Origin of the sequence: Mycobacterium sp., assembly GCF_039583805.1 — a bacterium.
Taxonomy (GTDB): Bacteria; Actinomycetota; Actinomycetes; order Mycobacteriales; family Mycobacteriaceae; genus Mycobacterium.
Genome location: NZ_JAVKSH010000104.1, coordinates 1 through 12,482, shown reverse-complemented (window position 1 = coordinate 12,482; position 12,482 = coordinate 1). Strand labels below are relative to the sequence as shown.

The 12,482-nt window shown below is 69.4% G+C and carries 11 protein-coding genes and 2 pseudogenes; 5 read left to right on the top strand and 8 right to left on the bottom strand.

Annotation, left to right across the window (positions count from 1 at the left end; all coding sequences use genetic code 11):
* Positions 1 to 41 precede the first annotated feature (41 nt).
* Positions 42 to 728 carry a lipoyl(octanoyl) transferase LipB gene (lipB, locus tag ABDW21_RS13770; protein ID WP_343710578.1) on the bottom strand — a complete coding sequence of 229 codons (687 nt, stop codon included), beginning with the start codon at positions 726 to 728 and terminating at the stop codon, positions 42 to 44.
* 164 nt (positions 729 to 892) lie between these two features.
* Here lipB and ABDW21_RS13765 point away from each other — a divergent pair, with 164 nt between their 5' ends.
* Positions 893 to 1,162, top strand: a complete 270-nt coding sequence (locus tag ABDW21_RS13765) for a hypothetical protein (protein ID WP_343710577.1) — start codon at positions 893 to 895, stop codon at positions 1,160 to 1,162.
* A gap of 7 nt (positions 1,163 to 1,169) precedes the next feature.
* Positions 1,170 to 1,661 (top strand): annotated as a pseudogene (locus tag ABDW21_RS13760) (TrkA C-terminal domain-containing protein); the annotation flags it as partial.
* 24 nt (positions 1,662 to 1,685) lie between these two features.
* Here ABDW21_RS13760 and ABDW21_RS13755 read toward each other — a convergent pair.
* On the bottom strand, positions 1,686 to 2,582 hold the full coding sequence (locus tag ABDW21_RS13755; RefSeq protein WP_343601989.1) for a TIGR01777 family oxidoreductase: 897 nt from the start codon (positions 2,580 to 2,582) through the stop codon (positions 1,686 to 1,688).
* A 4-nt stretch (positions 2,583 to 2,586) separates the two neighbouring features.
* Positions 2,587 to 4,305: a 2-oxoglutarate dehydrogenase, E2 component, dihydrolipoamide succinyltransferase gene (sucB, locus tag ABDW21_RS13750; RefSeq protein ID WP_343601988.1), complete on the bottom strand. Its 1,719-nt coding sequence runs from the start codon at positions 4,303 to 4,305 to the stop codon at positions 2,587 to 2,589.
* Between the two features lie 229 nt (positions 4,306 to 4,534).
* Here sucB and ABDW21_RS13745 point away from each other — a divergent pair, with 229 nt between their 5' ends.
* Complete coding sequence (locus tag ABDW21_RS13745; protein ID WP_343601986.1) at positions 4,535 to 6,307, top strand: SDR family oxidoreductase; 1,773 nt, start codon at positions 4,535 to 4,537, stop codon at positions 6,305 to 6,307.
* Between the two features lie 33 nt (positions 6,308 to 6,340).
* On the opposite strand, the pseudogene ABDW21_RS13740 reads toward ABDW21_RS13745, so the two are convergent.
* The 3 genes and pseudogenes from ABDW21_RS13740 to ABDW21_RS13730 all read right to left on the bottom strand — a co-directional run.
* Positions 6,341 to 6,781 (bottom strand): annotated as a pseudogene (locus tag ABDW21_RS13740) (zinc ribbon domain-containing protein); the annotation flags it as partial.
* Between the two features lie 376 nt (positions 6,782 to 7,157).
* Positions 7,158 to 8,684, bottom strand: a complete 1,527-nt coding sequence (locus ABDW21_RS13735; RefSeq protein ID WP_343601985.1) for a leucyl aminopeptidase — start codon at positions 8,682 to 8,684, stop codon at positions 7,158 to 7,160.
* 11 nt (positions 8,685 to 8,695) lie between these two features.
* Positions 8,696 to 9,460 (bottom strand): adenylate/guanylate cyclase domain-containing protein, encoded by a 765-nt coding sequence (locus ABDW21_RS13730; protein ID WP_343601983.1) that lies wholly within the window; start codon positions 9,458 to 9,460, stop codon positions 8,696 to 8,698.
* Between the two features lie 19 nt (positions 9,461 to 9,479).
* Here ABDW21_RS13730 and gcvT point away from each other — a divergent pair, with 19 nt between their 5' ends.
* Both gcvT and ABDW21_RS13720 read left to right on the top strand, forming a co-directional pair.
* Positions 9,480 to 10,574, top strand: a complete 1,095-nt coding sequence (gcvT, locus tag ABDW21_RS13725; RefSeq protein WP_343601981.1) for a glycine cleavage system aminomethyltransferase GcvT — start codon at positions 9,480 to 9,482, stop codon at positions 10,572 to 10,574.
* Between the two features lie 22 nt (positions 10,575 to 10,596).
* Positions 10,597 to 11,703 (top strand): branched-chain amino acid aminotransferase, encoded by a 1,107-nt coding sequence (locus tag ABDW21_RS13720; protein ID WP_343601980.1) that lies wholly within the window; start codon positions 10,597 to 10,599, stop codon positions 11,701 to 11,703.
* An 89-nt stretch (positions 11,704 to 11,792) separates the two neighbouring features.
* Here ABDW21_RS13720 and ABDW21_RS13715 read toward each other — a convergent pair whose 3' ends face one another.
* Together ABDW21_RS13715 and ABDW21_RS13710 are read right to left on the bottom strand one after the other, a co-directional pair.
* Complete coding sequence (locus ABDW21_RS13715) at positions 11,793 to 12,212, bottom strand: type II toxin-antitoxin system VapC family toxin (RefSeq protein ID WP_343601978.1); 420 nt, start codon at positions 12,210 to 12,212, stop codon at positions 11,793 to 11,795.
* Positions 12,209 to 12,442, bottom strand: coding sequence for a type II toxin-antitoxin system Phd/YefM family antitoxin (locus ABDW21_RS13710; RefSeq protein WP_343601977.1), 234 nt, complete (start codon positions 12,440 to 12,442; stop codon positions 12,209 to 12,211). Before ABDW21_RS13710 ends, ABDW21_RS13715 begins: the two co-directional genes overlap by 4 nt.
* Between the last annotated feature and the right edge of the window lie 40 nt (positions 12,443 to 12,482).

The following is a 12,482-nucleotide window of genomic DNA, read 5'->3' as shown; positions in this document are numbered from 1 at the left end:
CAAGCCCCCCACGCGCTCACCATGCGTGAGGCACCAGCCATCTACTTCGCGCTCACTTTTACGTGAGGCACCTCGCTGAGCGCGAGCCGGCCGTCCAGGGCGTCGCACACCGCGTCGGCGACCGCGGTGCGCACGTCGTCGACACCGACGTGGCGGCCCAATTCAGCGCTGAGCGACGTCACGCCGGCATCGGTGATGCCGCACGGCACGATCCTGGAGAACGCTTCCAAGTCGCAGTCACAGTTGAGCGCAAACCCGTGCAGTGTCGTCGCCCGCGCCACCCGGACCCCGATGGCGGCGACCTTGCGTGCCGGCCGGCCGGGCACCCACACGCCGGAGCGGCCGTCGACCCGGCCGACGGCGACACCCAGCTCGGCGGCCACCCCGATCAGCGCTTCTTCAAGGCGCCGAACGTAATTGACCACATCCAGCGGCTCGGCCAGCCCGACGATGGGATACCCGACGAGTTGACCTGGGCCGTGCCAGGTGATCTTGCCGCCGCGGTCGGTGTCGACGACCGGTGTGCCGTCGAGCGGCCGTTCCTGCGCCACGGTGCGCCGTCCGGCGGTGTAGACCGGCGGGTGTTCGAGCAGCAGCAGCGTGTCGGGGCCGCCGGCCACCCGGGCTTCGGCCACGTCGCGCTGCAGCTGCCATGCGGTGCGATAGTCCACGCTGCCCAGCTGGCGGACGTTGATCGCGTCCAGGCTCGACCGGATGGAACGCGTCACTCTGGCGAGGGTACTCGGCGACGTTGTGCGGGTCGGCAGATCGGTGGATGGGCCGCGGCGACTGCCGTCCTTGCCCGTGATCGCGTTCCCAGTGGCACGATTCAGCGCGGTGTCTGATCGTAATCGCAGCGAATGGACCTCGCTTCGAGCGGGAGTGGGTGTTGATGGCGGGTGACAAGACTGTCAGTGTCAACACTGTCAGTGACAAGACTGTCAGTGTCAACACTGTCAGTGTCAACACTGTCAGTGTCAACACTGTCAGTGTCAACACCGTCAGTGGTGACAACGCGCTGGTGAGGACGATCGTCGAGGAGTTGAACAGCGCTGGGGTGAGAATCGCCAAACTCGCGCCGGTCAAGTCCGCCTCCGCCGGGCTCGCCGACGCCGGGTTGGCCGACACAGTCGCCGTCGTCTGCGTCGGGGATGACCGTTGAGACCCCGATCGTGCTGCGCGAGATGCTGGACCCACGGGTTGTGCCGGCGGTCAACCGGCCCGATGTTCCGCTGGTGCTGCGGATATACGACTGCACCCTGGGTGGCGCGGTGTCGCAGCGGTTCGGGTTCGAGAACGTCCGGTCGACGGTCGACCTGGCCGCGCCGTGGTTCATCGGCACCGCGATGGGCCTGCACATGCTGAGGACGTTTTCGGTCGGGCAGCGTTCTTTGATGATTGGCGGAGTGCGGGTGGACGCCGCCAGCGAACTCGATGGGCTGCGGATGGTCGAGCTGTCCACCCAATTCCGGGTCATCGTGATCGTGCGCCGGGAAGGGTCGGTCGAACTGCACCCGCGCCGCGAGGACCAACTCATGGTCGGCGACACCGCCTACCTCGTCGGCCCGTACCGGGAGCTGCTGGCCACGCTGCGCAAGGGCCAGCCTGCGCGCCACGCCGATACCCGCGATGAGCGCATCCGCACAACTCGGGCAGGCTGACTACCGCGCCGGTCCGGGGGTGGTTCAGGGCCGCGCGGCGGCGTAGCCCAGCGCCTCGCCGATGGTGTTGTGGTTGAACCGGAATCCGGCGTGCTCGAGTGCGGCCGGGATGGCCCGTTGACCGGTCAGCAAACCCTCGTCGGCGAACTCACCCAGCGCGGCGCGCACCGCGAAGCCGGGCACCGCCAGCGGGGCGGGCCGGCGCAGCGCGCGGCCGAGCGCCGCGGTGAACTCCGCGTTGGTGACGGGCGCGGGTCCGGTGAGGTTCACCGGCCCGGACAACCCGCCGTCGGAGACGGCGAACTGCAGGGCGCGCACCTCGTCGTCGAGGCTGATCCACGACATGTACTGGCGGCCGTCGCCCAGCCGGGCGCCCAGGCCCAGTGAGAACAACGGCCGCAGCCGGCCCAACACACCCCCCGACGGGGCTAGCACCAGGCCGGTGCGGGCCGCGACGACGCGAGCACCGGCCCGCCGGGCGGATGCGGTCGAGGCTTCCCAGTCCTGGCACAGCTGCGCCAGGAAACCCGTTCCGGCCGAGGCATTTTCGTCGACAGCCCGGCTTCCCGCGTTGCCGTAGTAGCCGACCGCGCTGGCGTTGACCAGCACTCCGACACCGGCGTCGGCGACCGCGGCCGACAGCACCTCGGTCGGGGTGATGCGGCTGTCGCGCAGGTTCTGTTTGAACGCTCCCGACCAGCGCTGCTGGCCGACGTTGATGCCGCACAGGTTGACCGCGGCGTCGACTCCGCGCAACGCGCCGGCGTCGAACTCGCCGGCGTCGGGGTCCCACTGCAGTTCGCTGTCGTTCGCCGGTGGGCGGCGCACGATCCGCAACACCCGGTGCCCGTCCGCGCGCAGCGCCGCGACCAGAGCCGAGCCGATCAGACCCGACGACCCGGCGATCGCGACAGAGGCCACGGCGTCACAAACCCAGGTCGGCCCCGAACGCGCCCTCTTCGAGCCGGTGCTTGATGGTGGTCAGGAATCGCCCGGCGTCGGCGCCGTCGATCAGCCGGTGGTCGTAGGTCAGCGGCAGATAGCAGATCGAGCGGATGCCGATCGACTCGTTTCCGTTCTCGTCGACGACCACCCGCGGTCGTTTGACGATCGCCCCGGTGCCCAGCATGGCGGCCTGCGGTGGCACCAGGATCGGGGTGTCCAGCAGCGCGCCCTGGCTGCCGATGTTGGTGATGGTGAAGGTGCCCCCGGACAACTCGTCGGGCTTGAGATCACCGGAGCGGGCGCGGGCGGCGATGTCGGCTATCGCACGCGCCAGCCCGGCCAGCGACAGGTCACCGGCATTGTGGATGACGGGGGACAGCAGGCCCTGCTCGGTGTCGACCGCGAACCCCAGGTGCTCGGCGTCGTAGTAGGTGATCTCCCGGGTGTCCTCGTTGTAGCTGGCATTGACGTTGGGATGCATCTTGAGGGCGTCGATCACGGCGCGGGCGATGAACGGCAGGAAGGTCAGGTTCACGCCCTCGCGCTCGGCGAACGCGGCCCTGGCCCGGGCCCGCAACCCCACGATCCTGGTCATGTCGACTTCGTGGGTCTGGGTCAGCTGGGCGGTGGCCTGCAGCGACTCGCGGGTCTTGTTGGCGGTGATCTGGCGGATCCTGCTGGCCTTCTGGGTGGTGCCCCGCAGATGCGCCAGAGCCGGCGCCGGGGCCGCCGCCGCGGTCGGTGCCGGTGCCGCCGGCTGGGCCGCGGCCACTGGCGTCGTCGCTGCTTCTTTCTTCTGCTGGGCAGCCGCCAGCACATCCTGTTTGCGAATGCGGCCGCCCACGCCGGTGCCGGTCACGGCGGCGAGGTCGATGTTGTTCTCCGCGGCCAGTTTCCGCACCAGCGGCGTGACATACGGGGTGGCTGCCGCGGCGGCCGGCGGGGCGGGTGGGCGCTCCGGCGCGGCCGCGGGTGGTGGTGGCGGTGCGGGTGTGGTCTCGGGCTGCGGTGGCGGTGCGGGTGTGGGCTCGGGCACCGGCGGCGGTGGCGGTGGCGGTGCGGGTGCGGCCGCAGGCGCCTGCGCGGCCGCGGCGGCACCGATCTTCGCCAGCTCGCCGCCCACCGGGACGGTGGCGTCTTCCTCAGCGGTGATGGACAGCAGCGTGCCGGCCACCGGCGACGGGATCTCGGTGTCCACCTTGTCGGTGGACACTTCCACCAGCGGCTCGTCGACCTGCACCGGGTCGCCGACCTTCTTCAGCCAGCGCGTCACCGTGCCCTCGGTGACCGATTCGCCGAGCTCGGGCATCAACACCGGTGTGGCCGCCCCCTGGCCGCCATCCGACGCAGCCGTCGCCGGCCGCGGTGCGGGTGGCTGTTGCGGTTCGGGCTGCGAGGGAGCCTGCGGCGGCTGCGGTTCGGGAACTGGTTGGGCAGCGGGTGGCTCACTGGCGGCTTCGGCCGCGTCGCCGATGACCGCCAGTTCGCCACCGACTTCGACGGTGTCGTCCTCGTGGGCGACGATCTTGGTGAGCACCCCGGCCGCCGGCGACGGGATCTCGGTGTCGACCTTGTCGGTGGACACTTCCACCAGCGGCTCGTCGACTTCGACGGTGTCGCCTTCTTGCTTGAGCCAGCGGGTCACCGTCCCCTCGGTGACACTCTCGCCGAGGGCCGGCATCTGGACGGAGAAGGCCATCGTCGTTGACTCCTCGATCGATCGGTCGTTCGGCACGGTCGATCTCTGGCTTACCACAGCGCCGTCCGGCGGGCGCGGCACCCGGGCGGATTGTCCACCTCATCCTGTCACTCGCGGCGGTGGGTGCGCTCGCAGGGCGCGGTCTTGACACCCCCGGCAGATGAGGGCACGGTACGACACGCACCGGCCGGTGCAGGCGGAGGGCCGGTGCATGCGGAAGGGAGGTCCGATGCCGCCACCAACGCGGGTGGTCGAGCGGTTTGTCGAGAGCGCCGACGGCGCCCGGATCGCGGTCTACGAGGAGGGCACCCCCGAGGGGCCCACGGTCGTGCTGGTGCATGGCTGGCCGGACTCTCATGTGCTGTGGGACGGCGTCGTCCCGCTGCTTGCCGGCCGGTTCCGGATCATCCGCTACGACAACCGGGGCGTCGGTGGGTCGTCGACTCCCAGGCCGGTGTCGGCGTACACGATGGCGCGGTTTGCCGACGACTTCGACGCGGTCGCCGCCGCCTGCAGCCCCGGTGAGCCGGTGCACGTGCTGGCCCACGACTGGGGTTCGGTGGGGATCTGGGAATACCTGAGCCGGCCCGGCGCCGCGGACCGGGTCGCGTCGTTCACCTCGGTGTCGGGCCCCGGCCAGGACCACCTGGCGGATTACATTTTCACCGGTTTGCGGCATCCTCAGCGGCCGCTGACATTCGTGCGGTCGCTCAGCCAGGCGCTGCGGTTGACCTACATGGCGGCGTTGTCCATACCGGTGCTGTCGCCTCTGGTCGTGCGCGCGGCGCTGTCCAGCGGGCCAATCCGCCGCGCCCTGACCAAAGGCATCCCCGCCGAGCAGGTCCGTCACTCGGACACCCTCGCCAGGGATGCAGCTAGCACGGTGAAGATCTACTCCGCCAACTACTTTCGGTCATTTTCGGCTAATCGCCGCGATCTTCATGTCGACGTGCCCGTGCAGCTGATCGTCAACACCGAAGACCCCTATGTACGGCCACACTCCTATGACGCCACCGCGCGCTGGGTATCGCGGCTGTGGCGCCGCGACGTCAAGGCCGGACACTGGTCGCCGATGTCACATCCGCAGGTGCTGGCCGCCGCGTTGCACGAGTTCGCCGACTTCACGGAGGGCAAAGCGCCCAGCCGTGCGTTGCGGCGCGCGCGGGTCGGCGGCGACCGAGCCTGCTTTTCCGACGTGCTGGTGTCGGTGACCGGCGCCGGCAGCGGCATCGGCCGGGCGACCGCGCTGGCGTTCGCGCGCGAGGGCGCCGAGGTGGTGGTCAGCGACATCGACGGGGCCGCGGCCAAGGACACCGCTGGGCAGGTCGTCGCGGCCGGCGGTGTCGCGCATTCCTATGTCCTCGACGTCGCCGACCCCGCGGCTGTCGAGGTGTTCGCCGAGCATGTTTGCGCAGAGCATGGCGTACCCGACATCGTCGTCAACAACGCCGGAATCGGGCAGGCCGGCAATTTCCTGGACACCCCGGCCGAGCAGTTCGACCGAGTGCTCGACGTCAACTTCGGTGGCGTGGTCAACGGCTGCCGTGCGTTTGCGCGGCGCCTGGTCGACCGGGGCACGGGCGGGCACGTCGTCAACGTGGCGTCGATGGCCGCCTGGGCGCCGCAGCAGTCGATGAACGCCTACTGCACGTCCAAGGCCGCCGTCTACATGTTCTCCGATTGCCTGCGCGCCGAACTCGACGCGGCCGGCGTCGGCCTGACTACGATCTGCCCGGGTGTCATCGACACCAACATCGTGCACACCACCCGTTTCGACGCCCCGCCGGGCTGCGCCGAGCAGTTTGAGGGCCGCCGGGCCCAGCTGGAGAAGGTGTTCACGATGCGGCGCTACGGCCCTGACAAGGTGGCCAATGCCATCGTGTCGGCGGTCAAGAAGAACAAGCCCATCCGGCCGGTGGCACCGGAGGCCTACCTGCTCTATAGCCTGTCGCGACTGCTCCCGCAGGCTTTGCGCAGCATCGCGCGTGGGCGGGTGGTGTGACCGTTGCCTTCTGGTAAGCAAATGTGAGTCTCATCAGACAGGCACCCCATCTCGGGGTTGTTCTCCGGCCGGGTGGCCGGTTCCCTTCCGCGCTTCATCGCCACCTGCCCGGCTGGGCCGGGTCTTACGGTCGGCTCCACGCTTGACGGCGGCCCCAACTGGGCCGACGACGCCAACGGGTTCCTCGTAGCGTGCGAGGTTGATAGATGCGTTGTCATCGCGTTGATGACGGGCCGAGCAGGCCTCGCATTGCCAGTGTTCGGCCCATCCGATGTTCTGCACATGCCCGCAGGCATGGCAGGTTTTCGACGACGGGAACCAGCGGTCAGCAACGACCAGCTGCGACCCGTACCAGCCCGTCTTGTAGGACAGCTGCCGGCGCGGGGTGCCCAGGGCCGCATCCGACAGGCCGCGCCGCCTGGCGCGCGCCCCCGACAAGCCCTTTTGTCGCAGCATCCCTGCCACGTCCAAACCACCTCCCCGACCTCATGCCCGTTCGACGTCGCCCACGACGTCAACCGTGCGACCTGCCGATCCAGATCGGAACGCTGATCATGCGAGGACACCCGCGCGTACAGAACCACCCGCCCGCTCGTTTTTTCCTCCGCAACGTCGACCCGGATCGTCCCCGACTCCAGCCGCCGAGCCGTCACTGGCATCTTGTCTTCCCGGAACCACCGGTACGCGGTCTGCGGGTGAACACCATTGCCACGCGCCCACTCAGCCAACTTCACGCCACTGGCGTAACACATACATTCGCGCACGTTTACTCACGACTCGCTGAACAGTTCGCGACCCTCCGGCGCCCAGCGGATGCCCGATTTGTGTGCCGGACGGCGGGCTGGCCGTCTCAGCCGTTCTCGCAGATGTCTTCCAGCACGGCGAACAGGGTGCGGGTCGGCACCCCGGTGGCGCCCTTGGGCGTGTAGCCCCACGGGCCGCCGGTGTTGAACGCCGGCCCGGCCACGTCGATGTGCGCCCACGCCACCCCGTCGGCGACGAACTCGCGCAGGAAAACCCCGGCCACCAGCATGCCGGCGAAGCGTTGCCCGCTCACGTTGGCCAGGTCGGCGACGGTGGACTTCAAGTCTTCTTTGAGGTCGTCGGGCAGCGGCATCGGCCAGCCGTTCTCGCCGACAGCCTGGCTGATCGCGGCCACCCGGTCGCGGAATTCGTCGCTGCCCATCACCCCCGGCGTGCGGTTGCCCAGCGCCACGGTCTGCGCGCCGGTCAGCGTCGACGTCTCGATCAGGTAGTCCGGTTTGTCCTCACACGCCCGCACGATGGCGTCGGCGAGCATCAGCCGGCCCTCGGCGTCGGTGTTGAGCACCTCGACGGTGGTGCCGCCGTACTGGGTCAGCACGTCGCCGGGCCGCTGGGCGGTTCCCGACGGCATGTTCTCGGCCATCGGGACCGTCGCGATCACGTCGATCGGCAGCTGTGATCGGGCGGCCAGGGTCACGGTCGCGATGACCGCGGCGGCGCCGGCCATGTCCGAGGTCATGTGATGCATCGAGGCCGCGGGCTTGATGGAGATGCCGCCGGTGTCGAAGGTGACGCCCTTGCCGACCAGCGCCACCTTCGCGGCTTTCTTGGGGTTCTTGGCCAGCCGCGACCCGCGATGGGTCAGTCGCACCAGCCGCGGCGGCCGCGACGAGCCCTGGCCCACGCCGATCACCCCGCCGTAGCCGTGCCGCCGCAGCGCCGCGTCGTTGAGCACCTCGACCTCCAGACCGGCGGACTCACTCAAAGCCTTTGAGCGCCTCGCGAATTCAGCCGGATACAGGTGGCTGGGCGGGGTGTTGACGAAGTCCCGGGCGGTGGCGACGGCGGTGGCGACGGCGGCGGCCTGCGCGGCCAGTTTCTTGGCGCCGGCCTGACCGGACAGCGCGGTGATGGCCCGCAGTCCCGGGTCTTTGGGCGCGGTCTTGTCGCTGCGGAAGGAGGTGAACCGGTAGCCGCCCAGGATCAGCCCCTCCACCGCGGCCGCCACGTCGAGCCCGGACAGCGTGGTGACGACGCTGCCGGCGCCGTTCAGCGACCGCGCCGCCGCACCGGCGGCGCGCCGGATCGTCTCGGCGGGCCACTCGCCACGAGGTATGCCCAGGCCGACCGCCAGCACATGGGCGACCGGCAGCGAGGCCACCACCAGCCTGGTCACCTGCTCGTTTCCGGCCTTGGCGCCCAGCGCCCGCAGGCCGGCCTCGATCTCGGCGACCGCGCCGGCCGGCAGCAGCTGCCCGGCGCCGACGACGGCCGCGCCCGGCTGGTCCTCGGCACCGGCCACCGGCACGATCAACACCGCCTTGCTGCCGCGGCGCGGCAAAGCGGAGGCGACGGTGACGGTGGGGGATTGGTATCCGGGTGGGGTGCTCACGAGCACCTACCCTAACCATGCAGGTCGTATGCCGTCACGGACTCGTCGAAACCCTTGAGCTGCAACGGGTCCTGCGCGGTCGCCGGCCAGTTCGGCAGTTCGTCGCGGACCTGCGCCGCGGCCAGGATCTGCCCCGCTGACGCCGCGGCGACCAGCCGGGCGGCCAGGTTCACCGGCGTGCCGAAGTAGTCGCCGATGAACTTCACCACCCGCCCGCCGTCGGCGTGCACCACATCGGCCACGGTGGCGGAAAAGCCGTTGAGCAGCGTCGACAGCTCCGCCGGCGTGAGCTCCCGGGTCAGTGCGGTGAATCCGGACAGGTCCACGAAACCCACACCGCACACCAGGCTCGACGACGGGCCGGGCGTCACACCTTCGATGAAGGTCCGGGTACTGGTCAGATGATGTCGGTGGACAGCGTCCAGCATCGCGCCGAAGTCGTCTCTGAGAGCCACCCAGGTCGCGAGGGCGTCGACGTCGGCCTGGCTCAGCGCGCGAATATCGGGTCCGGCGGTCGTCAGGCCCAGGACAGCCCAGGCATAGCTGACGTCGTCCACCGGCGCACCCAGCGCGTCGGCGGCGCTGCGCAAGGTTTCAACCGGCGGACCCGACCACTGCAGCACGTCACCGGCCAGGCCGAACAACCGGCCGCGGCGCTCGGCTTCCACCATGTCGTCGAGAGCCGAAAAACCGAGGCTGTCCAGGTAGTCGATCAGCGGCGCCCGCTCGCGCGCGTCGGCGATTCCGGCAGCTTGCAGCGCATGAAAATCGATCACCTGATTAGTGTGGAGCATCGTGACCCACCTGCAGCACGGACCGCTGGAAGACCGCCACCGCGAGCTGGGCGCCAGCTTCGCCGAATTCGGTGGCTGGCTGATGCCGGTGTCGTATGCCGGCACCGTCACCGAGCACAACGCCACCCGCACCGCCGTCGGGCTGTTCGACGTCAGCCACCTCGGCAAAGCACTCGTCCGCGGACCCGGCGCTGCCGACTTCGTCAACTGTGCGCTGACCAACGACCTGGGCCGCATCCGACCCGGCAAAGCGCAATACACATTGTGCTGCAACGCATCCGGCGGGGTCGTTGACGACCTGATAGCCTACTACGTCGCCGACGACGAAATATTTCTGGTGCCCAACGCCGCCAACACCGCTGCGGTGGTCGCTGCTTTACGGGCCGCCGCGCCGGCCGGGGTGACCGTCACCGACGAGCACCGCTGCTACGCGGTGCTGGCCGTGCAGGGGCCACGATCCACCGAGGTGCTCGACGCACTGGGGTTGCCGACGGGCATGGACTACATGGGCTTTGCCGACGCCGCGTACTCGGGAATGCCGGTGCGGGTGTGCCGCACCGGCTACACCGGCGAGCACGGCTACGAGCTTGTGCCGCGGTGGGAGTCCGCGGGCGTGCTGTTCGACGGGCTGCTCGCGGCGGTTCGCGACGCGGACGGGGAGCCCGCCGGCCTGGGCGCCCGCGACACCCTGCGCACCGAGATGGGTTATCCGCTGCACGGGCACGAACTTTCGCCCGAGATCTCGCCGCTGCAGGCCGGCTGCGGCTGGGCGATCGGCTGGAACAAGGACGCCTTCTTCGGTCGCGAGGCGCTGCTGGCCGAAAAGGCCGCGGGGCCGCAGCGGCGGCTGCGGGGGCTGCGCGCGGTGAGCCGTGGGGTGTTGCGGCCGGGGCTGACGGTGCTCGACAGCGACCGCACGGTCGGCGTCACCACGTCGGGCACGTTCTCGCCAACGTTGAAGGCCGGTATCGCGCTGGCGCTGATCGACTCCGACGCAAGGGTGCAGGACGGCGGGCACGTCACCGTCGACGTGCGCGGCAGGGCGGTGGAATGCGACGTGGTGCGCCCGCCGTTCGTCGCACCAAAAACCCGCTAGCATGCGGATATACAATCGCGTGATGACAGGCGGCCTGCTCGAGTTCACGGTGTCACCGACCGCACACCCGACCGGCGACGAAGCGCGCGAGGCGATCCTGCGCGATCCCGGGTTCGGCAAGTATCACACCGACCACATGGTGTCCATCGACTACACCGACGGGCGAGGCTGGCATGACGCGCGGGTGGTGCCCTACGGCCCGATCGAACTGGATCCCTCGGCGATCGTGCTGCACTACGCGCAGGAGGTGTTCGAGGGCCTCAAGGCTTACCGCTGGACGGACGGGTCGATCGTGTCGTTCCGCGCCGAGGCGAACGCCGTGCGGATGCGCTCGTCGGCGCGGCGGCTGGCGATTCCCGAACTGCCCGAGGAGCTTTTCGTCGAGTCGCTGCGGCAGCTGATCGCCGTCGACGGCGCCTGGGTGCCCGCGGCCGGCGGCGAAGAGTCGCTGTATTTGCGGCCCTTCGTCTTTGCCACCGAGCCGGGGCTGGGGGTGCGCCCGGCGAAGCAGTACCGCTACCTGGTGATCGCCTCGCCGTCCGGCGGGTACTTCAAAGGCGGCATCAGGCCGGTCAGTGTCTGGGTGTCGACGGAGTATGTGCGGGCCAGCCCGGGCGGCACCGGTGCGGCGAAGTGCGGCGGCAACTACGCCGCGTCGCTGGTGGCGCAGGCCCAGGCCGCCGAGCACGGGTGCGAACAAGTGGTGTGGTTGGACGCCGTGGAACGCCGCTACGTCGAGGAGATGGGCGGGATGAACATCTTCTTCGTGTTCGGCAGCGGCGGTTCGGCGCGGCTTGTCACCCCGGAGCTGTCCGGCTCACTGCTGCCCGGTGTGACGCGAGATTCATTGCTGCAGTTAGCGATTGACGCAGGATTCACCGTCGAGGAACGCAAGGTCGATATCGACGAGTGGCAGAAGAAGGCCGCGGCCGGCGAGATCACCGAGGTGTTCGCGTGTGGCACCGCCGCCGTCATCACCCCGATCTCGCAGGTGCGCTACGGCGAGGCCCAGTTCACCGTCGCCGACGGGGAACCCGGCGAAATCACGATGGCGCTGCGCGACACGCTGACCGGCATCCAGCGGGGCACCTTCGCCGACACCCACGGCTGGATGGCCCGGCTGGGATAGCTGCGCGGCTGAAGCGCGGCTCCGGCGGTCACTGCGCGTCGACAACAGCCCGGTCCGCTCAGCCCGCCGAAAATATGGCGGTAACGCGCTCAGGTGTGCAGGGTCGGGGTGAGTGTGGCGCGCAAAATGTGCGTGTCGCGTGTCGCGATGGTGAGGTTTCGCCGGGTGGCTTGGGCGACAATGACCCGATCGAAGGGGTCTTTGTGCTCCCAAGGCAGGCGGCCGGCGAGGACGGCGTCGCCTGCGTCAATCGGCAGGTCGGTAGCGGTCATATCGGCAATGATCTCCGACCACGCGCAGAGCAGCGGTTCGCCGTCGAGGCGTCCCAACCGGGTCTTGATCGCGATCTCCCACGCCGAGGCTGCCGAGACCATGAGCTCGGTACTCGGCTCTGAGAGCACTTCACGCGCCGAGTCGGAAACCTTCTCCGGCGCGGTCACCAACCACAGCAGGGCATTCGTGTCCAGCAGGACCGCTCGCGGAGTTGCGGTGCGTCCCTTGCGAGTCACGAATTAGCCTCCCACGCAGCGATTTCCGAGTCCGGAAGAGGATCATCGAAGGTTTCCAGCACGGTAAGCGCAGGCAGCTGACCGAACTTCCGCCCACGGCGATGCGCCGGCGTCAACACAGCCACCGGCCGACCGTGGGTGGTGATCGTCACCGATACGCCGGTCCGGTCGACCTCTGCCAAGATCGCGTTGAGCTTCGCCTTGGCCTCTGTGCTGGTGACCGTCTTCATCGTTCGATAGTAAACCGTCTCAACTAGTTGGCCTAGTTTG

Bases quoted from the DNA above. Each gene is read 5' to 3' on its own strand.
- ABDW21_RS13720 (WP_343601980.1), top strand. From the start codon at position 10,597: ATGACAGGCGGCCTGCTCGAGTTCACGGTGTCACCGACCGCACACCCG.
- ABDW21_RS13745 (WP_343601986.1), top strand. From the start codon at position 4,535: ATGCCGCCACCAACGCGGGTGGTCGAGCGGTTTGTCGAGAGCGCCGAC.
- ABDW21_RS13710 (WP_343601977.1), bottom strand. From the start codon at position 12,442: ATGAAGACGGTCACCAGCACAGAGGCCAAGGCGAAGCTCAACGCGATC.
- sucB (WP_343601988.1), bottom strand. From the start codon at position 4,305: ATGGCCTTCTCCGTCCAGATGCCGGCCCTCGGCGAGAGTGTCACCGAG.
- ABDW21_RS13765 (WP_343710577.1), top strand. From the start codon at position 893: ATGGCGGGTGACAAGACTGTCAGTGTCAACACTGTCAGTGACAAGACT.